Annotated in this window: 19 protein-coding genes; 11 read left to right on the top strand and 8 right to left on the bottom strand. The window is 62.9% G+C overall.

Annotation, left to right across the window (positions count from 1 at the left end; genetic code table 11):
* Positions 1–25 precede the first annotated feature (25 nt).
* The 8 genes from PQR08_RS02790 (at position 26) to PQR08_RS02825 (ending at position 7459) form a co-directional block, all read left to right on the top strand.
* Entirely contained in the window at positions 26–1462 is a 1437-nt protein-coding gene (locus PQR08_RS02790) for a glutamine synthetase family protein (protein ID WP_250485509.1), read from the top strand.
* Positions 1463–1488: 26 nt separating this feature from the next.
* Positions 1489–1812: a 2Fe-2S iron-sulfur cluster-binding protein gene (locus tag PQR08_RS02795; RefSeq protein ID WP_187604043.1), complete on the top strand. Its 324-nt coding sequence runs from the start codon at positions 1489–1491 to the stop codon at positions 1810–1812.
* 4 nt (positions 1813–1816) lie between these two features.
* The gene (locus tag PQR08_RS02800) at positions 1817–3043 is read left to right on the top strand and encodes an NAD(P)/FAD-dependent oxidoreductase (protein ID WP_250485508.1); all 1227 of its coding nucleotides are present in this window, start codon (positions 1817–1819) and stop codon (positions 3041–3043) included.
* Positions 3040–3789 (top strand): gamma-glutamyl-gamma-aminobutyrate hydrolase family protein, encoded by a 750-nt coding sequence (locus tag PQR08_RS02805; protein WP_250485507.1) that lies wholly within the window; start codon positions 3040–3042, stop codon positions 3787–3789. The genes PQR08_RS02800 and PQR08_RS02805 overlap by 4 nt, the downstream gene beginning before the upstream one ends.
* A 4-nt stretch (positions 3790–3793) precedes the next feature.
* Positions 3794–4768 carry a LysR family transcriptional regulator gene (locus PQR08_RS02810; protein ID WP_250485506.1) on the top strand — a complete coding sequence of 325 codons (975 nt, stop codon included), beginning with the start codon at positions 3794–3796 and terminating at the stop codon, positions 4766–4768.
* A 236-nt stretch (positions 4769–5004) separates the two neighbouring features.
* A complete protein-coding gene (locus PQR08_RS02815) occupies positions 5005–6363 on the top strand; it encodes an MFS transporter (protein WP_250485505.1) in 1359 nt (452 codons plus the stop codon).
* Positions 6364–6530: 167 nt separating this feature from the next.
* A complete protein-coding gene (locus tag PQR08_RS02820; protein ID WP_187604048.1) occupies positions 6531–6797 on the top strand; it encodes a hypothetical protein in 267 nt (88 codons plus the stop codon).
* Positions 6798–6922: 125 nt separating this feature from the next.
* Positions 6923–7459, top strand: coding sequence for a ProQ/FinO family protein (locus tag PQR08_RS02825; protein ID WP_250485504.1), 537 nt, complete (start codon positions 6923–6925; stop codon positions 7457–7459).
* Between the two features lie 34 nt (positions 7460–7493).
* Here PQR08_RS02825 and PQR08_RS02830 read toward each other — a convergent pair whose 3' ends face one another.
* Positions 7494–8039 (bottom strand): 4-hydroxylaminobenzoate lyase, encoded by a 546-nt coding sequence (locus PQR08_RS02830; protein ID WP_250485503.1) that lies wholly within the window; start codon positions 8037–8039, stop codon positions 7494–7496.
* A gap of 163 nt (positions 8040–8202) precedes the next feature.
* Between PQR08_RS02830 and PQR08_RS02835 the strand changes: the two genes are divergently transcribed.
* Together PQR08_RS02835 and PQR08_RS02840 are read left to right on the top strand one after the other, a co-directional pair.
* A complete protein-coding gene (locus tag PQR08_RS02835) occupies positions 8203–8385 on the top strand; it encodes a hypothetical protein (RefSeq protein ID WP_250485502.1) in 183 nt (60 codons plus the stop codon).
* A gap of 74 nt (positions 8386–8459) precedes the next feature.
* On the top strand, positions 8460–9590 hold the full coding sequence (locus tag PQR08_RS02840; protein ID WP_250485501.1) for a porin: 1131 nt from the start codon (positions 8460–8462) through the stop codon (positions 9588–9590).
* A gap of 106 nt (positions 9591–9696) precedes the next feature.
* Here the strand turns inward: PQR08_RS02840 and PQR08_RS02845 are convergent, their stop codons facing one another.
* Entirely contained in the window at positions 9697–10851 is a 1155-nt protein-coding gene (locus tag PQR08_RS02845) for a porin (protein WP_250485500.1), read from the bottom strand.
* A 391-nt stretch (positions 10852–11242) separates the two neighbouring features.
* Here PQR08_RS02845 and PQR08_RS02850 point away from each other — a divergent pair, with 391 nt between their 5' ends.
* On the top strand, positions 11243–11860 hold the full coding sequence (locus PQR08_RS02850) for a hypothetical protein (protein WP_250485499.1): 618 nt from the start codon (positions 11243–11245) through the stop codon (positions 11858–11860).
* A 23-nt stretch (positions 11861–11883) separates the two neighbouring features.
* Here the strand turns inward: PQR08_RS02850 and PQR08_RS02855 are convergent, their stop codons facing one another.
* Genes PQR08_RS02855 through PQR08_RS02880 form a run of 6 tightly spaced genes read right to left on the bottom strand, consistent with a single transcriptional unit; the run spans position 11884 to position 18642 of the window.
* Entirely contained in the window at positions 11884–12906 is a 1023-nt protein-coding gene (locus PQR08_RS02855) for a GlxA family transcriptional regulator (RefSeq protein ID WP_250485498.1), read from the bottom strand.
* 3 nt (positions 12907–12909) lie between these two features.
* Entirely contained in the window at positions 12910–14241 is a 1332-nt protein-coding gene (locus PQR08_RS02860) for an MmgE/PrpD family protein (RefSeq protein ID WP_250485497.1), read from the bottom strand.
* A gap of 3 nt (positions 14242–14244) precedes the next feature.
* Positions 14245–15045 (bottom strand): crotonase/enoyl-CoA hydratase family protein, encoded by an 801-nt coding sequence (locus PQR08_RS02865; protein ID WP_250485496.1) that lies wholly within the window; start codon positions 15043–15045, stop codon positions 14245–14247.
* A complete protein-coding gene (locus tag PQR08_RS02870; RefSeq protein WP_250485495.1) occupies positions 15042–16616 on the bottom strand; it encodes a class I adenylate-forming enzyme family protein in 1575 nt (524 codons plus the stop codon). The genes PQR08_RS02865 and PQR08_RS02870 overlap by 4 nt, the downstream gene beginning before the upstream one ends.
* Positions 16617–16631: 15 nt before the next feature.
* On the bottom strand, positions 16632–17840 hold the full coding sequence (locus PQR08_RS02875; protein WP_250485494.1) for an acyl-CoA dehydrogenase family protein: 1209 nt from the start codon (positions 17838–17840) through the stop codon (positions 16632–16634).
* On the bottom strand, positions 17824–18642 hold the full coding sequence (locus tag PQR08_RS02880) for a nitrilase-related carbon-nitrogen hydrolase (RefSeq protein ID WP_238288793.1): 819 nt from the start codon (positions 18640–18642) through the stop codon (positions 17824–17826). The genes PQR08_RS02875 and PQR08_RS02880 overlap by 17 nt, the downstream gene beginning before the upstream one ends.
* Positions 18643–18645: the final 3 nt, after the last annotated feature.

Raw genomic sequence — 18645 nt, forward strand, 5'->3', positions numbered from 1 at the left:
CCTGATGCTGCCGCGCGGAACGCACATGTCTTTTGTAGAGACTCATGGTTTGTGGACGGACGCGCAGCACGCTGCGTATGCCGAACTCGTCGAGCGGATGAAGCAAAGCGATGTGAAGGTCGTGCGCTTTTCGTTTCCCGATCAGCATGGCTTGCTGCGCGGCAAGACGCTCGTCGTCGATGAAGCGATCAAGGCGATGAAAAGCGGCGTCACGCTGACGACGACGCTCTTCGCCAAGGACACGTCGCATCGCACGGTGTTTCCCGTGTTCACGGCGGGCGGCGGCTTCGACATGCCCGAGATGCAGGGCGCATGCGACACGCTGATGATCGCCGATCCCGAAACGTTTCGCGTGCTGCCGTGGGCGCCGCATACGGGATGGGTGTTGTGCGATGTGTACTTCGCCAACGGCGCGCCGGTGCCGTTCGCCACGCGGCATCTGTTTCGCCGCGCGCTGAATCAACTGTCGAATCACGGTTATGAATTCGTATCGGGCCTCGAAGTGGAGTTTCATGTCTTCAAGGTGACGGACCCTCACATGAAGCCCGAGCATTCGGGACAACCCGGCTTGCCGCCCGATGTCGAGTTGCTGTCGCATGGCTATCAGTATCTGACGGAGTTGCGCTACGACGCCGTCGATGACGTGATGGAAATGCTTCGGCGCAATATCGAAGGGCTTAATCTCGACGTGCGTTCGCTCGAAGTCGAATACGGCCCGAGCCAGTTCGAGTTCACGTTCGCGCCGACGAAAGGCATCAAGAGCGCCGACGACATGATCCTCTTTCGCAGCGCGGTGAAGCAGATCTGTCAGCGCAATGGCTATCACGCGACCTTCATGTGCCGCCCGCGCATTCCGAATGTCGTGTCGAGCGGATGGCATCTGCATCAATCGCTCGTGCATGCGGGCGAGGGCACGAACGCCTTCATGCCCGTTGATGCATCCGAGCCTTTGTCGATCACCGGTCAACGCTATCTCGCCGGCCTGCTCGCGCACGCGAAGGGCGCGACTTCATTGTCGACGCCGACGATCAACGGTTATCGACGCTATCGGCCGTATTCGAACGCACCCGATCGCGCGATCTGGGGGCGCGACAATCGCGGCGTGATGCTGCGCGTGCTCGGCGGCGTGAACGATTCCGCGAGCCGCATCGAGAATCGCGTGGGCGAGCCGACTGCGAATCCGTATCTGTATTTCGGCTCGCAGGTGATCTCGGGTCTCGACGGCATCCGTCGCAAGCTCGAACTCCCGCCTTCCGCCGATACGCCTTATGAAACGCAGGCGGAAGCACTGCCGCGCAGCTTGAGCGATGCACTCGATGCGCTGCGCACCGACGAATGCCTGCGCGAAGGCTTCGGCAGCGCGTTCATCGATTACTTCTGCAAGCTGAAGCAGGCGGAGATCGACCGCTTCAATCTCGAAGTCACCGAGTGGGAACACCGCGAATATTTCGAAGCGTTCTGACGGCGCGCTCACAGAGGAGAAATGTCATGCCTATGGTTACCTATATCCTGCGCGACGGCGCGCGCCGCGACATCGACGTGCCCGACGGCACGAGCGTGATGGAAGCCGCGATCCACAACAACGTGCGCGGCATCGACGCCGAATGCGGCGGCTGCTTGTCATGCGCGACGTGTCATGTTTATATCGATGCATCGTCGACGGCGGATCTTCCATCGCCCGACGAATCGGAACTGGAATTGCTCGACGGCGTCGCGGCGGAGCGGCGTCCCGAAAGCCGGCTCAGTTGCCAGCTCGTGATGAGCGCCGCGATGAACGGCCTCGTCGTGCAGATTCCGCAAGCACAGGGATAAGACCATGCATAGCACGCTCGTGATCGTCGGCGCTTCGTATGCGGGTGTTCAACTCGCGGCGGCTGCGCGCGAAACCGGCTTCGAAGGACGCATCGTGCTCATCGGCGACGAAGCAGATGCGCCTTATCAGCGTCCGCCGCTGTCGAAGGGATTTCTCACCGGAAGCTTCAGCGAAGCGCGCCTGCCTTTGCGCTCGCAAGCCTTCTTCGACGAAGAGAAGATCGAATGGCTGCCCTCGATGCGCGCAACGCATATCGATCGCGGGCGTCGTGAAGTCGAGTTGCAGGACGGCTCGCGCATCGCATACGACCATCTCGCGCTGACGACGGGCGCGCGCGTGCGCAAACTCGACTGCCCCGGCGCGACGCTCGATGCCGTGCATTACCTGCGCGATCTGCGCGACGCGCGGCGTCTCGCGCAAACGGCGAGCACGGCGCGGCGCGCGGTCGTGATCGGCGGCGGTTATATCGGTCTCGAAGCGGCGGCTTCGCTGCGTCAGAAGGGCATCGATGTAACGGTTGTCGAAACGGAGCCGCGCCTGCTTGCGCGCGTCGCATCGCCGTGGATGTCGGCATTCATGCAGGATGCGCACGCACGGAACGGCGTCGCCTTCGAGTTCGGTCGCAAGGTGATCGAGTTGAAGCAAACCGGGGATGCGGTGTCCGTCGTGCTCGACGATGACACCCATCTGTCGTGCGATCTCGTCGTGGTCGGCATCGGCGTGATACCGAATACGGAGTTGGCGGCGGAATGCGGCCTGACGGTGGCGGGCGGCATCGTCGTCGATGAGTGCGCGCGCACGAGCGATCCGGCGATCGTCGCCGCGGGCGATTGCGCCGCGTTCGTGCCTCATTGGGCGCCGAGCGATTCACGCGCGTGCCGCATCGAGTCGGTGCAGAACGCGAACGATATGGCGAAAGTCGCGGCGCTCGCGATTGCGGGCCGGCCGCAGCCGTATCGGACGGTGCCGTGGTTCTGGTCCGATCAATACGATCTCAAGCTGCAGATGGCGGGCATTCATTCGGGATTCACGCATCACGCGTTGCGCGGTGCCGTGGAGGAAAGAAAGTTCTCCCTCTTCTACTTCCGGAACGAAGCATTGATCGCGGTCGATAGCATCAATCGTCCGCAAGAACACATGCTCGCGCGCAAGCTGCTCGCGAACGGCGTGCATCTGTCTGCGCGCGATGTGGAAGATCCCGCATTCGATCTGAAAGGAGCGGTGCAATGAGGCCGCTCGTCGGTGTCGTGTGCGACCGGTTTTTCGTCGGCGATCACGATCTGCATAGTGCGAAGCAAAGCTATGTCCGCGCGTTGATGACGTGCGCGCAGTTAAGCCCGGTGCTGATTCCGGCGTCGCGCGATGTCGAGTCGGTCACGGACTATCTCGATGGCGTGAGCGGGCTGTTGTTTCCCGGCGGCGCATCGAATGTCGAATCGCACCTGTACGGTGGTGCGAGCGATGCCGCGATGCTCGTCGATCCCGACCGCGATCATGTCGCGCTCGCGCTGATGCGCGGCGCGGCGGCGCGCGGCATGCCGTTTCTCGGCATTTGCCGCGGCTTTCAGGAGATGAACGTCGCGTTCGGCGGAACCCTGCACGCTGACATCCATGCGTCGGGGCATTCGGAAGATCATCTCGAAGACCTGAGCGAGGATTTGCTTGCGCGCTATCGCTATCGGCATGAAATCGCGCTGACCGACGGCGGCATGTTATCGACGCTCGCGGGCGGCGTGCAGCATGTGCGTGTGAACTCGCTGCATCGTCAGGGCGTGGCGCAGCTTGCATCGCGTCTTGCCGTCGAGGCGCGCGCGCCGGATGGTCTTGTCGAAGCGATTCGTCTCGATCAACATCCGTTCGCGCTCGGCGTGCAATGGCATCCCGAAGCGATGGTCACGAGCGACGCGCTTTCGCGTGCGCTGTTCGAATCGTTCGGCGCGAGCTGTAGGCGCTACGCGACGCGCGACGAGGCTTGATGTCATGTCGGCCGACCGCATCGACCTCAACCTGCTCCGCGTATTCGACGCGATTTTCGAGGACCGCAATCTTGCGCTCGCGGGCAAGCGTCTGAATCTCAGTCAATCGGCGATCAGCCATGCGCTCGGACGCATGCGCGACGTGCTCGGCGACGATCTCTTCGTGCGCACCGGGCGCGGCATGGAACCGACCGTGCGCGCGCTCGCGATGGCGACGCAGGTGCGCGGCGCGCTCGCGCAGATCAAGGCGGCGCTGGGCGTCGACAAGTTCGATCCGGCCATCGCGCGACGCACCTTCGTGCTGGCCGCGAACGATTACATCACGGCGCTGCTGCTCGGGCGGCTCAGTCAGCGCCTGCGCGCGGAAGCGCCGCTCGTGGATATCGTCGTGAGACCGTCGACGCGGCTCGATCTCGCGGGGCAGATCGATGTCGGCCGTATCGATGTCGCGATCGGCATTTTCGCGGATGTGCCGCGCCGTTTTCACTCGGTGAGTCTCTGGGAGCAAACGGACGTGTTGCTGTTGCATCGCGAGCATCCGCTCACGGACCGGCCGCTTGCGCGCGAGGATTTGCTGAACTATCCGCTCGTCGCGGTCTCGCAGGGCGGCGAGGAAGAGGGCGCGGTGAGCGGCTTCATCGTCGAACGCGGGCTCGCGCGGCAATCGGAGATGTTCGATCGCGAGGCGCTCGATCGCGGTTTCGCCGGCAGCGACGAGGCGCCGCGCGTACGCATGGCCGTGGCGCACTCGCTCGCGATTCCCGCGCTCTTGCGTCATAGCGACATGCTCGCGCTGGTGCCGTCGTCGCTCGGACGCGAACTCTCGCGCGACGGCGAACTGACGATGCGTCCGACGCCCTATGCATGTCCCGACGTCACCGTGCGCGCCGTCTGGCACGAACGCAACGATCTCGATCCTGGGCTGCATTGGCTCAGACAGCAACTCATCGATGTATCACGGCAGGTGCGTTGCCGCTGATGCGCTGCATTCAAGCTCGTCATGCAGAAGATTCACTGCGTTCGCAGCGCTGAAGGCGAATGCGTGAATATCGTCGAAAGTCCCTGAAACAAGGGCTTTTTCAATAGAAAAGGTGACATCGCGCGCGACGTCGAAAGACAGTCGCGGCCGATGCGCGCCTCGCGTTCGTAACTTACCCGGTTGTTTGCCCGCATGCGCGCTCTTAATCTGGGCGCCCGTCGATCAGAGAGGATGCAATGGAAGAGACAAAGGTTATCGATGTACAGGCGCTCGTCAACGCGCACCCGTTTTCGCGTTATCAATGGCTCGTGTTCGCGATGTGCTTCGTGATCGTACTGATGGATGGCTTCGACACGGCCGCGATCGGGTTCATCGCGCCATCGCTCGTCGGCGAATGGCACTTGAGCAGAGCGGCCCTCGCGCCGGTGTTGAGCGCCGCGCTCTTCGGGCTCGCATGCGGCGCGCTTTTGTCGGGGCCGCTGGCGGATCGCTGGGGCAGGCGCGGCGTGCTGATCGCGGCCGTGCTGATATTCGGCCTCGCGTGCCTGGCTTCGGGCTTCGCGAGCAACCTCACGGAGCTGACCGCGCTGCGCTTCGTCACCGGCGTCGGTCTGGGCGCGGCGATGCCCAACGCCGTCACGTTGATGAGCGAGTTCTGTCCGAACAGCCGCCGCGCGACCATCGTTAATCTGATGTTCTGCGGCTTTCCGCTGGGCGCCGCGTTCGGCGGATTCCTCGCGGCATGGATGATTCCGCAGTTCGGCTGGCGCGGCGTGCTGCACTTCGGCGGCGCGGTGCCGTTGGTGCTGACCGCAGTGCTCGTGATCGCGTTGCCGGAATCGGTCCAGTACATGGTGTCGAAGAAGAAGCCTGTCGAGCGCATTCGAAAGGTGATGGCGCGCATCGCGCCGGAAGCGGCATCGGCGGAATCGTTCGTGATGCGCGAAGCCACCGTGCGCGATACGGACGGCGGCGGCGCGCGCATCGTGCTGTCGCGCGGCTATGTCTTCGGTTCGCTGATGCTGTGGCTGTGCTACTTCATGGGCCTCGTCATCTTCTACGGCCTGATCAACTGGATGCCAGTGCTGCTGAAGGACGCGGGGCTGAGCCCGCAACGCGCGGCGCTGATTTCCGCGCTCTTTCCGCTCGGCGGCGCGGGCACGGTGCTGTGCGGCATGCTGATGGATCGCTTCAATCCGAACGGCGTCGTGGCGGCCGCGTATGCGCTCGGCGCGGTGAGCGTGATTGCGATCGGACAGGCGATCGGCAATGTCGGCCTGCTGGTGTGCACGGTCTTCGTCGCGGGCCTGCTCGTGAACACGGCGCAGGCGTCGATGCCCGCACTCGCCGCCGCGTTCTATCCGACAGCGGGACGCGGCACCGGTGTCGCGTGGATGCTCGGCGTCGGGCGCTTCGGCGGCATTGCGGGGTCGTTTCTCGTCGCGGAGTTGTCGCGGCAGCGGATGAGCTTGCCGGGCATTTTCACCGTGGTCGCGATGGCGGGCGCGGCATCGTGCGTCGCGTTGTTGCTCAAGCAGATGGCGAGCCCGCGTATCGTGGCGAACGTCGCCGATGGGCAGCCGGTCGCGCATTAGTGCGCGAATCAAGATTCGGCCGAACGTTCATGCGACGCGACGAGCATCGGATTTAACTTCGCGTCGGCTTCGGTATATGTTTGATATGTGCGCAGATTCTTGCGCACCTGGTTCACCTGGCGGTTGTTTCGTCAGGCAGCGGTAAGTCTTCGTTGAAGGAGAACATCATGAAGACCTTCCTCGTTACGACCACGCTAGTGGCCGCCTTTTCACTCGGAAACCTGACTCAGGCACAGGAACCCACCGATACCCTGCAGTCCATCCCCGCACCCCGTCAACAAGAGGCCCAAACTGCGCCACCTTCCGGCGACACCGCTTATGGCGGCGCGGCAATGGGCCAGAGCGCGAGCGGGAGAACGTCGAACTGGGCCGGGAGCATGTCGAACAACTGCGCTCCGCGACCCTTCTGCAACATCTATTCGGGCGGACAGTAAGCGCAACGCCGGCAAGGCGGTCTTTTCGGTTTTGGATGCCTGTCCGATGAGGCCGCCGCCGCCCGCAACGAGGTCGTCACCGGAGGCTGTTAAAATCCGGATACGTTTTCTACGGGCACGATGTGATGGGCTTCGAACAACTCGCCGGACTGAAAGAGCAACTCGCAAAACAGGCTGCAAGCAACGCAGCGAAGAAAAAGGCGCCGCGCGTGCGGCGTCCCGCGCCGGTGGCCGCGTCGAAGCCGGCTGAACCTGCTAAATCGGCCAAACCGGCCAAATCCGCCAAACCCGCGGTTCCATCGAAACCGGTGGATCCTGTCGTGCATACGATCGGAAAGCTGCAAAAGCGTTTTCCTCTCGCATTTCCGAAAAATCCCGCGCCCAAGGTTCCCTTGAAGGTCGGTATTTTCGAGGATCTGATGAAGCACGCGGAGGAGCTCAAGCTCAACGAGAAGGAACTGCGCAGCGCGATCAAGGTATGGTGCCGCGGCAACCGCTACTGGACCTGCCTCGTGCAGGGCGCGTCGCGAATCGATCTCGCGGGCGAAAAAGCAGGTGAAGTCTCGACGGCCGATGCGGAACGCGCCGTATATCTGGAGACGAATCGCCTGGCGCGATCGGCTCCGGCTCCGGCGCCGAAAGCGGCGGAAGCCGCCGAGTAACGCGACTCACCGCGCGCTTCGATGTCCAAGTGCTTCAATGCGCGGGCGGTTGGATGTCGTAAGCGATTCGCCCAGCAGGCAGAAAGAACAGCGCGATCACCGCGCCGCCCTTCGCTTCCGGATAGTGATGGCTGCCCGGCGCGGGCGCTGTCCATCCGCCATGACACCATCCGTTGGGACCAGCGAGGGCCGCGCCTTCGTCGAGCGGCACGACCATGTTGAACTCGCCGTACGGGTGCGCGTGATAGTCGCCACGGAAGCTGTCTTCCGGATTGTTCTGCTCGTTGCCGGTGCTGTCCATCAACACAGCCGTGATGCTGAAAAAGAACGTCTCCGGACAGGGCGCGACAAGACGTGCGCGTCGATATCGCGGTCCGGAGATTTCGACATCCGCCGCCCATCCTTCTTCGACGCCGAGCCTGATCAGCCGCGCCAGGTCCTTGTAGAGCGCGCTATCCACGCCGTATTTCGTATTGAGCCATTGCTCGACGTTCGGGTCCGTCGTCATGTTCCTGACCTCTTCGAGAAAGGGCAGGCATCGCGCGACGAGTTCTTCCTTGCTGGTTTGCTTCGGGGACATGGGTTCGTTTCCTTCGCTTGATTGAAGATCGATAGGTGAAGTCAAAGATGCCATATCGACTTGCGCGCCAGAAGCGAAGTAGTTGCAAGTGAAACATGAATGCCGTGCAACTCGCGCGCCGCCGATATGAACACGGCATCGATCCGTCTCGTTCAAGAAAGGCTTGAACATATTTCATCCCCATGAACGCAGCGCCATTCCTGCAATTTTTCTTGCGATTCGAGTCGCAGAAGAAAAGAGAATGCGTGCAGTCGAGCGCTTCATAGAAACAAAACGCTTCGCTTCACTTTTCGACGTCGGCACCTCCGTCGTCCGCCCCGTTGCCGATATCGGCCTCAATCCCTAAGCTCGCCGCGATGGTTTCATTCATCGGCATAAGATTCGTCATCCGAACGAATATATGGAGACATGGGAGAGTTCATGAGATTTGGCCGAATCGCGGTATCGATCGCAATGTTGTTCAGTGTGTCTGCGTTCGCGCAGAGCAGCGTCACGTTGTATGGCGTGATGGACACGGGCGTCGAGTACGTGTCGCACGCAAACGCCGCGGGCGATCATGTCGTGCGCATGCCGGGCATCACTGGCGAAGTGCCATCGCGCTGGGGCATGCGCGGCGTGGAAGATCTCGGCGCGGAGCTCAAGGCCGTATTCGTGCTCGAAAGCGGCTTCAACGTACGCGCGGGCGATTCAGGGCAGGGCGGGCGGCTCTTCGGCAGGCAGGCGTTCGTCGGGCTGGAAGGGCCGTGGGGCACGCTGTCGTTCGGGCGGCAATACACGATGACCTACTGGGCCATGCTCGACGCCGATATCCTCGGGCCGGACATCTACGGCATCGGCGCACTGGATGCGTTCATCCCGAACGGACGTAGCGACAGCACCGTCGCCTATAAGGGCAAGTTCCACGGCGTCACGGTGGGCGCGTCGTACTCGTTCGGTCGCGACAGCGCGGGCACGGGCAACTCGCCGGGGCAGGGCACATGCTTCGGACCCGTGCCGGGCGATGCGAGCCAATGCCGCGAATGGAGCGCGATGTTGAAGTACGACAGCACGTACTTCGGCGTCGCCACCGCTTACGACGAGCAGCATGGCGGCACGAATGCCGCGGCGAATTTCTTCGATGGCGTGGCGCCCTTTCCGATCGTATCGAGCGGCGACAAGGACGCGCGCCTGCAGGCGAACGGTTACGTGAACGTGATGGGCGTGAAGCTCGGCGGCGGCTGGGTCGGGCGTCGCGTGGAATCGGACGGGCCCGGTGGCAGCGTGCGTTCCAATCTCTTCTATCTCGGCGCGCAATACTTCGTGACGCCGGCGCTCGCGCTCGATGGCGAAGGCTACCGCGTGATCGTCCAGCAACACGACACGCGCGCGACGATGGCAAGCCTGCGCGCCACCTATTTCCTGTCGAAGCGAACGGCCGTATACGGCAACGTCGCTTACTTGTGGAACAGCGCGAAGGCGCGCTATTCGGTGAGCGCGGGCGGCGGCGGCACGACACCCGGCGCGGGCATGGGACAACTGGGCGCGATCGTCGGCGTGAGGCACTCCTTCTGACTGGCGCATGTCAGGCAATGCCGGCGCGCCTACGGTGCCTATCGAATGGATGAAAAAAAAGCGCGCTGCCGCTGCGGCATCGCGCTTTCATCGAACTAGCCTTCGATCAGAACTTGTGACGAAGACCGACGCGCGTCACGAGCTGCGTGTTCGCGCCCGCATTGCCGATGAACGACGACGACGAGCCGATCTCCGCCTGCACCGGCACGCCGCGGTTGCTGCCCGACGCCTTCTGATACGCGCCGATCACATAGACATCGGTACGCTTCGACAGCGCGTAGTCCACCACGCCGTTGATCTGATGCCACTTGCCGTCGAAGTTGCCGCTCAGGTCCGAGAACGTGTAGCCGACGCCCGCGCTCAATGCCGGCGTGAACGTGTACTTGCCGCCGATTTCATAGTTGTTCAGCGTCGACGATCCGGTCGTGATCTGATGGAACATCGTGTGCGTCCAGTTTGCCCAGATCACGGCGGCGGCGATCGAGTAACGCGCGCCCACGCCGTAGGTTTCGAGGTCGTGCAGACCGAGCGTGTTCACGTTGGCGATGCTCACGCTGAAGGCCGGCGTCGCGGCGTTCGGATAGCGCAGCTTGGTGTACGCCGCGCCGATGCCGAGCGGCCCTTGCGCGTAGTTCAAACCGAAGCTATACGCGCTCGACGAGCCTTGCACCGCGGTCGCGCCGGTTCCGGTCGTGGGCGAGCCCGCGAAGTTCGTCGAGTTCGAGAAGCCGTACATCGCGCCGAACGTCAGGCCGTCGAAATTGGCGCTGCTGAACTTGACCGCGTTGTTGATGCGGCTCGACGTCAACTGGTCCAGATCGTTGATGTGATACGCGTAGTTGCCGGCGGGCGTCTGGCTGCCCATCGTGTAGCTGCCGCCGAGATAATCGGTGGAGAACGAGTATTGACGACCGAAGGTCAGCGAGCCGTATTCGTTCTTCGCGAGACCGACATACGCCTGACGGCCGAACAGCGCGCCGCCCTGGCCGAGCGTGCCGTCGCCGCTGTTGAAGCCGCTCTCGAGCACGAAGATCGCCTTGAGACCGCCGCCCAGATCTTCCGTGCCGCGCAGGCCCCAGCGGCTGCCTTGCGCGACGCCGTCGCCGTACTTCACGAGGCTGTCGTGGCCGCCGGGCACCGCGACCTTGTTCGCGTACGTGATGCCGGCGTCGATGATCCCGTACAGCGTGACGCTGCTTTGCGCGTGCGCCGCGATGCCGAACATGCCGAGTGCCGCAGCCGCTACGATGTGCTTCTTCATTTTTCTTTTCCCAGGTGTTGTCCGCATGACGCGGATGCCGCTCGACGCGGCCCGATCGAGGGACGGCGCAGCGCTTTTAAAGGCGCGAACGCGGCCATCCCGGCTTCGCGAGTAATCGCGCGAAGGTCGAGTCGTGCGTGATGTCATTGAAGCCACTTCTTGCGAGAGAAGTGACAAGAGGTCCCACCGCGATGAAGCCGACGGAGCGCCGCTTCACGTTATAGCGATGGGAATATAGCGTGTCGTCAGGGATTGGTAAATTTCCGTTACGTTATTTGTAGCATTTCTCCCACATTACGGTCACATGCCGCGCAACTAACTGTCGATCCCCGGCCCGTACTTTGATCGGGCGCAGTCATTGCATATAAAGAAAAAACGCAAAGGAGATGCCATGCCGGAAAACCGCCATCCAGACGCTTGCAGAATCGGCGTCGCTTTCATCGAAGCGCAACTGACGACGCTCCATGCCTATGCGAGCCTGCTGTCCGACTGGATCGAGCGCGGCGCGCCGCCGCCCGATTTCGCGAAAGCGCAGCCGTTACTCGCGCGCAAGCATTCGCACCCTGAAGCGCATACGCATAGCGAAGACGGCACGCCGATGAAAAGCTCGCCGCCGGAGAACGCGCCGTCGTGGCCGTCGTTCGACACTGCCGAGAAGCGCATCGCTTTCGCGCTGACCGTGCCGTGCACGAATGCGATTCTCGCGGTCGCCGAATACTTCGATATTCACCGACTTTCCGCATCGCGCGCGCCGGAAGTGCAATTCCTCATGCGTCTGCGCGATGCCGTCGCGACCGGCAACACGTTCAGCCTCGCCGCCGACGAATACAGGCCGCACGCCGCGTACGCCGGCCTGATCGTCGATCACGCGCTGGACGGCACGCTGCTCTTCAGCGATGGCGTCAAGCCGGGTTTTATCGAATTCGGCGATACGGTCGGCTTGCTTCGCTATCTCGCGAAGCTATTGAAGAGCATGCAATCGGCGATCAGCGCAGGCGATGCCGGATAACGTCGCGATAACTTTCATCGCGTCTAGCTGGCGGCGCGTTCCTGTCCTGGCGTCTTTGCAAAGCATTGCTTGTAGCAGCGCCCGAGATGCGACGCGCTCGCGAAGCCGCACTGCATCGCAACATCGAGCAGAGAAAGCGACGATTCGCGAATCAGCTTTTGCGCGGCCTTGAGCCGAAGCTCCAGATAAAACTGCGACGGCCGTACGTTGAAATGCTTGATCCACATGCGCTCGAACGTGCGCGGCGAAATGCCCGCGAGCGATGCGATCGTCTTCATCGGAATGGGACGCTCGATGTTCTGCTCCATCAGCGTGACCGCATGCACGATGCGGCGATCTTCCACGCCGTAGCGCCATTGAATCGCCATCTTCTGGCTTTCCTGCGCGGTGCGCATGCGCGTGTGGATGAACTGATCGGCGACTTCCGCGGCGAGTTGATGCCCATGCTGACGCGCGATCAGATCGAGCATCATGTCGATGGCGGCGGTCCCGCCGCTGCATGTCATGCGATCGCCTTCGATGCAATAGAGATCGCGGCTCACGTCGAGCGTGGGAAATTCGTCGGCGAGTTCCTTCAGTGCTTCCCAGTGAATCGTGCAACGGCGCTTGTCGAGCAATCCCGCGCGCGCGAGGATCATCGTGCCGAGACTGATGCCGCCGAGCGTCGATCCCTTTGCCGCATAGCGCCGCAAGAAATCGAAGACCTGTGCGTTGCGATAGTTCGACACGCCGATACTCGCGACGACGAACACATGACTCAATTCCGGCGACGACGTGATCGCGAAGTCGGGCAACAGCGCGAAGCCCGAGCTCGATGAGACCGGCTCGCCGTCCGCGCTGATCAGGTGCCAGCTATAGAGCGCCTTGCCGCTCACGCGATTGGCCGCGCGCAATGGCTCGGTGACGGAGCTGAGCGCCATCATCGAGAAGTGCGGAACGAGAAAGAAGCCCATGCGCTGGGTTTTCGTCTCTCCATCGGCGATGGACGCAGGCGCGCGCACGGCCCTGATCGAGCGTGTGGTCGGCGGGATGTCGTTCGCGTTCATGCGCTAGACGCGAATCGATCCGAGCACGAGATCGAGCAGGGGCGTCACATCGTCTGAGTCCAGCGAGTCAACGGTGCGTTTCAGTTCGCGCGCGATGTTCGCGCCGCACGCGGGCTCGGCGAACGCGCGGAACTTGGCGCGGATCGCGTTGGCGTCGAGCGGCAAGTCGGGATCGCCCAGCGCTTGCGTCGCACCGGAATCGAAACGCCTGCCATCGAATAGTTCGATGCTCACTTCGGCGAAGCGCTCGCCCGGAAAACGCGACGTGTACTCCGCGCCTTCCTCGACGCGAATGAGATGGCTCAGACGAAGGACTTGCTGATCGCGAAGGGCATCGCCGTGAAGCGCGTCGAAGCGCACTGCGCCATGTTTCAGCGCGACCGCGACGGGAAAGAGCAGACTGTACTGCGCCTCTTCAGTCGATGCCGGCGCGGCGTGCGCGAGGCGCGTCGCATGATGGAACGTGCGCACGTTCACCGCGCGAATCTGCTCGCTCGTGAAGCCGTGTTCCGACTTGAGCGCGAGCGCTGCATCGATAGCGGGATGCGCCCATCGGCAGACGGGTTGCGGTTTGAAATATTGCTCCATGATGCGCCAGCGTTCGCCCAGATCGCTCCAGATACCGCGGGTTTCGTCCTGCTCAATGGTGATCGCCGGCGCGCCGGTAAAGCCGCGTTGCGCGAGAAACGCGGCGGAGAGACCCGCCATGCAGCCCCAGCCGGAACCGTCCTTCACCATCGTCGGGTGATCGATGCAGCGCATCATCTGACTGCGCGGCCCGTGATACTCCGCGATGCCGAGCGCCTCGCGCGTTTGCCGCATGTCGAGCGGCAGCACGCGCGCGGCGAGCGCCGCCGCAGCCAGGGCATTCCGTGCACCCGACGTATGATAATCGCAGGCGCTCGCGTGCAGCGCAATGCCCGCGCGCGTGCCGAGCTCATAGCCGAGCACGACGCATGCGAGAAACTCGCGGCCGCTCATGCCGGGCCGCATGTCCGCGAGCGCGAGCAGCGCGGGCAGCACGGTCACGCCGACATGCCCTTTCGTCTGCGCGTGGCCGTCGTGGCCGTCGCAGCTATCGATGGTCATCGCGCCTGCGAGGCCCGCGCCGATCGGGCTGGCGGCGCGGCCATCGAACAACATGCGCGAGCGCAGCGCGCCAGGCGCGAAGAACTCGAAGGCGTGATCGCTCGCGATACGCGACGACTCGGTTTTTCTTCCGGCAAGCGCGACGCCGAGCAAATCGAGCACGCATAGTTTTGCCTGTTCGATGACGCGCCCAGGCAAGACATCGAACGTCAGTTCATGAATGAACGCGATGGCGGATGTGCCCATCCATCAGTCTCCGGTATAGGAGGGCGCGCGGCGCTCGAACGTGGCGGCGATCGCCTCGCGATGATCCGCCGTGCGATGCGCGATGCCCTGAAACGCCGCCGACATTTCCAGCAGGCTCGGCAGGTCCATGCGTTGACCTTCGCGCACGAGGCGCTTCGACATGCGCAGGATATCGGGCGCGTTGCTCGCGATCTCGCGTGCGAGCGTGAGCGCCGTTTCCATCAGTTCCGCATCGGGCACGACGCGCGACACGAGTCCCCATGCCTCGGCGCATTTCGCGTCGATCGCCTTGCCGGTGAAGATCATTTCGTTGGCGCGCGACAGGCCGACTGCACGCGGCAGCAGCCACGCGCCGCCATCGCCGGGAATGATGCCAACCTTCGCGAAGCTCTCGGCGAACAACGCGCTTTCGCCCGCGATGCGGATATCGCACATCAGCGCGAGATCGCAGCCCGCGCCGTGCGCGGGACCGTTCACGGCGGCGATGCACGGCACGTCGAGTTCATGAAACGCACGCGGAATGCGCTGAATGCCGCGCCGATAGTTCTCGCGAATATGCGCCGACGTTCCCGAAAACGTGCCGACTTCATCGCGCATATGCTTGATGTTGCCGCCCGACGAGAACGCCGGACCCGAACCCGTCAGCACGATCACGCGCACGGACATGTCGCCCTGCGCGCGCTCCAGACACGCGATGATCGCATCGACGACTTCTTTTTCGGTAATGGCGTTGCGCGTTTCGGGGCGGTTCAGCGTCATCGTGACGACGTGGCCGTCCTGTTCGTACAGTACGGGTTCGCTCATTGCGAGGCTCCTGAAAGCATGCTTTGATAAACGGGTCCGGCGAGTTCGTGACGCAGCACCTTGCCGCTCGGATTCAGCGGCAGCTTATCGACGAAGAACACCTTCTTCGGCCGCTTGTAGGGCGCGAGATCGTCGCCGGTTTTGCAGAAGGCGACGACATCGTCTTCGGTCAGCGTCGATACGCTGCGCACGATAAAGGCGGTCACCGCTTGCCCCCACTTTTCGTCGGGCACGCCGATCACCGCGGCTTCCTGCACGCCGGGACAGTGATACAGCACTTCCTCGATCTCGCGCGGATAAATGTTCTCGCCACCCGACACGATCATGTCGTCGGCGCGGCCCTGAAAGTGAAAGTAACCTGCTTCGTCGATGCTGAAAAGATCGCCCGTATAGAGCCAGCCCGACTTGAATTTCTTGTCGGTCTCGACCGGGTTGTTCCAGTAGCCCGACGCGAGCTGCGGTCCCTTGACGATCAACTGGCCGACTTCGCCCGCCTCGACGGTTTCGCTCGGCGTGACGACGCGCTCCGGATCATTGCGGATCACGCGACAGGTGCTGATGAGCGTGGGCTTGCCGCACGAGCCGAGATACGTGAGCGCATCGCGCGGATGCAGCAGCAGCGTGAGGCTTGCTTCGGTCATGCCATAGCCGTTGAAGATGCTCGGGCAGAACTCGTCGATCACGCGCTGCATCGTTTTCGCGGGAATCGCCGCGCCGCCGGTCGTGATCATGCGCAGGCTATGCGTATCGATCGATGCGAAGTCCGGATGGAACAGCATGTCCTGTATCTGCGTCGGCACGGCGAATAGCGTCGTGATGCCGTAATGCGCGATAGCTTGCAGCGTCGCGAGCGGCTCGTAACGCGGCAGGATCACGTTATGCGCGCCGACCATCAGATGCGGCACGAAATACGCCTGCATGCCGCCGACGTGATAGAGCGGCGCGATATGCAAGGCCGCATCCGTGCTCGTGAGGCTGTACTCCATCACGCAGTTCGTCGCGATGGAAACGTCGTTGCCGTGCGTGTGGATCGCGCCCTTCGGACGCCCCGTGGTGCCGGACGTATAGACGAGCGCGGAGATATCGTCGGGCTCAAGGCGCGGCAGCGGCGCATCGAATTGCTCCACGCGCGCGATCAACGCTTCGAACGCGTGATGATGCGCGGGCATGTCGGAGCCATTGTTCACGCAAACGTACGTGCGCAGATCAGGCAGCGACTGCTCGATCTTCGCGACCACCGGCAACATCGAGTCGTCATAGATCAAAGCCCGCGCGCCCGCGTCGCGCAGAATGAACGCGGCCTCGTTGGCGGAGAGACGGAAGTTCATCGGTACCGCGATCGCGCCGAGCAACTGGCACGCCATGTACGCAGTGGGCGTCGCGTCGGAGGTCTTTTGCAGAATCGCGACGCGGTCCATCTGGCGCACGCCAAGATCGAAGAGCGCCTGCGCGAGACGGCGCACACGCGCATTCCATTGCGCATACGTGAGTGAAACGGCGCCGCAGGTCAGCGCGGGACGGTCCGGATATTTAGCGACCGTGTTTTCGAAAAGCGACGTGATCGTGAGCATGATGCGTGTTGCTCTCTAGAGAGTGATCCGGATATCGGGAAGATCGCGACCCGCGATCAGATACTTGGCGACTTCTGACGTGCCGCCGACGATGGTGAGCGCCCGCGCATCGCGATAGAGCTGCTCGGCGCGGCCGTATTCCTTCGTGAGGCCGTCGCCGCCGAGAATCTGCACGGTCTCGTCGGCGCAATAGTTCGCGGTTTCGGTCGCGACGAGCTTGGCCATCGCGGCTTCCTTCATCAGCGCCTTGCCGTCGGCGCCCGCGTCGTACATCTTGGTCGCGCGATAGGTGATGAGTTCCGATGCGTCGATGCGCCAGCTCATCTGCGCGATCTTGTCCCAGATGAGTTGCTTGCAGCCGAGCGCCTGACCGAACGATTTGCGCGTCTGCGCGTGCGCCGTCGCGATATCGAATGCGCTGCGTGCGACGCCGAGCCCCGAGCCGCCGAGAATCGCGCGTTCGAAGTTGAACATGCCGCGCATGATGCGAAAGCCGCCGCCTTTGTCGCCGAGCAGATGATCGGCAGGCACGCGGCAATTCTCGAACCTCACCTCACCGACGATGCAGCCGCGCCGCCCCATGAACGTATAGTTGCGAGGAAAACTGATGCCCTTCGCGTTCTTCGGCACCGCAACCGCGGTCATGCCGTCGCCGGTCAGTCCATAGACGATGTAGACATCCGCGACGGATGCATTCGAGATATAGCGCTTGAAACCATTGATGACCCACTCGTTGCGCGTTTCATCGAACTCGATGCGCGTCTCCATGCCCGCCGAATCGCTGCCGACATTCGGTTCGGTCACACAGATTGCGCCGATGGCCGTGCCTTCGAGTATCGGCGTGAGATAGGTATCGCGCAGACGCTCGCTCGCATGACGATGCAGCGGATACGCACATGACAGGGCGGTCGCGATGGTCGTCTCGAACGCATAGTTGATGTACGACGCTTCTTCGGAAAGAATCGTCGCGTGCGTGAGGCCGGGGTGTTCGAGCTTGCCTTTGTACAGGTCGGGGAACATCAGCTTCAGATAGCCCGCCGCACCGAGTGCGCGGACTACATGCCTGACCGCATCCCAGCTCTGACGGTCTTCGATATCTGCTGTGCGCGGCGCAAGCTCGCGTTGCAGGAAGTCGCGGACTTCGGCGCGAAAGGCCCGGTCCGCATCGTCTAAAAGAAAATCGCGCATGATCGTGGTGTAGGTTCGTTCAGATTCGCTGCGCATAGACGCGTGCGTCGCGCACGGTCGGCAGAAGAAAGCGGGCGCGGCGGATCGCTTCGTAATCGATCTCGCCGACGACGAGGCACTCCGCTTCGCCTTCTGCCTGCGCGATGGTTTTGCCGAAAGGATCGAGGATGCGCGAGCCGCCCCAGAAGGTCATCATGCCCTCCGTGCCGACGCGATTCGCCATGACGATCGGCACGCCGTACGTGAGCGCGTAGAAGCGCAGATTGAGGTCCCATCCCGATGGATTGTCGAAGCCTTCGCCCACGGCCTCGCGCGCGGAGCTGATCGGTGCCGCCAGCAGCGTGACGCCGTCGCACATGAGTCCGTGCACCACCGCCGGATTCCATAGATCGTTGCAGATGGGCGTCGCGACGCGCCATGCGTCATCGATCGAATAGCTTTCCGGCTTCGGGCCGGCGGCGAAGTAAAGGCCGTCGCGCAGCTTGCCGTACGTCGCCAGCATCGTCTTGCGATGCACGTGAATCAGCTTGCCGTTCGCGACCGTCGCCTGGCTGTTGTAGAACTGCCCGCCGGGCGCCTCCTCGATGAAGCCGAAGACCACATGCATGCCCGCGCTCGCTTCGGCGAGTTGGCGGATCGCGGGATCGTCGCGCGTCATCGCGAGACGCAGCGCATCCTTGCCGCCGCTATGGCCGTGCAGCGAAAGCTCGGGGAAGACGAGCAGACGCACGCCGCGCTTCTTCGCATCGCCGATATGATCGAGATGACGAGCGAGGTTCGCGTGCACGTCGCCGTATGCCGTATCGGTTTGCGCAGCGGCCACTTTGATCGTGGTCATGAG

The organism is Caballeronia jiangsuensis (assembly GCF_046030135.1).
GTDB classification, from domain to species: domain Bacteria; phylum Pseudomonadota; class Gammaproteobacteria; order Burkholderiales; family Burkholderiaceae; genus Caballeronia; species Caballeronia jiangsuensis.

Coding starts and splice junctions, on each gene's coding strand:
- PQR08_RS02790 (WP_250485509.1), top strand. CDS start 26: ATGTCTTTTGTAGAGACTCATGGTTTGTGGACGGACGCGCAGCACGCT.
- PQR08_RS02795 (WP_187604043.1), top strand. CDS start 1,489: ATGCCTATGGTTACCTATATCCTGCGCGACGGCGCGCGCCGCGACATC.
- PQR08_RS02800 (WP_250485508.1), top strand. CDS start 1,817: ATGCATAGCACGCTCGTGATCGTCGGCGCTTCGTATGCGGGTGTTCAA.
- PQR08_RS02805 (WP_250485507.1), top strand. CDS start 3,040: ATGAGGCCGCTCGTCGGTGTCGTGTGCGACCGGTTTTTCGTCGGCGAT.
- PQR08_RS02810 (WP_250485506.1), top strand. CDS start 3,794: ATGTCGGCCGACCGCATCGACCTCAACCTGCTCCGCGTATTCGACGCG.
- PQR08_RS02815 (WP_250485505.1), top strand. CDS start 5,005: ATGGAAGAGACAAAGGTTATCGATGTACAGGCGCTCGTCAACGCGCAC.
- PQR08_RS02820 (WP_187604048.1), top strand. CDS start 6,531: ATGAAGACCTTCCTCGTTACGACCACGCTAGTGGCCGCCTTTTCACTC.
- PQR08_RS02825 (WP_250485504.1), top strand. CDS start 6,923: ATGGGCTTCGAACAACTCGCCGGACTGAAAGAGCAACTCGCAAAACAG.
- PQR08_RS02830 (WP_250485503.1), bottom strand. CDS start 8,039: ATGTCCCCGAAGCAAACCAGCAAGGAAGAACTCGTCGCGCGATGCCTG.
- PQR08_RS02840 (WP_250485501.1), top strand. CDS start 8,460: ATGAGATTTGGCCGAATCGCGGTATCGATCGCAATGTTGTTCAGTGTG.
- PQR08_RS02845 (WP_250485500.1), bottom strand. CDS start 10,851: ATGAAGAAGCACATCGTAGCGGCTGCGGCACTCGGCATGTTCGGCATC.
- PQR08_RS02850 (WP_250485499.1), top strand. CDS start 11,243: ATGCCGGAAAACCGCCATCCAGACGCTTGCAGAATCGGCGTCGCTTTC.
- PQR08_RS02855 (WP_250485498.1), bottom strand. CDS start 12,906: ATGAACGCGAACGACATCCCGCCGACCACACGCTCGATCAGGGCCGTG.
- PQR08_RS02860 (WP_250485497.1), bottom strand. CDS start 14,241: ATGGGCACATCCGCCATCGCGTTCATTCATGAACTGACGTTCGATGTC.
- PQR08_RS02865 (WP_250485496.1), bottom strand. CDS start 15,045: ATGAGCGAACCCGTACTGTACGAACAGGACGGCCACGTCGTCACGATG.
- PQR08_RS02870 (WP_250485495.1), bottom strand. CDS start 16,616: ATGCTCACGATCACGTCGCTTTTCGAAAACACGGTCGCTAAATATCCG.
- PQR08_RS02875 (WP_250485494.1), bottom strand. CDS start 17,840: ATGCGCAGCGAATCTGAACGAACCTACACCACGATCATGCGCGATTTT.
- PQR08_RS02880 (WP_238288793.1), bottom strand. CDS start 18,642: ATGACCACGATCAAAGTGGCCGCTGCGCAAACCGATACGGCATACGGC.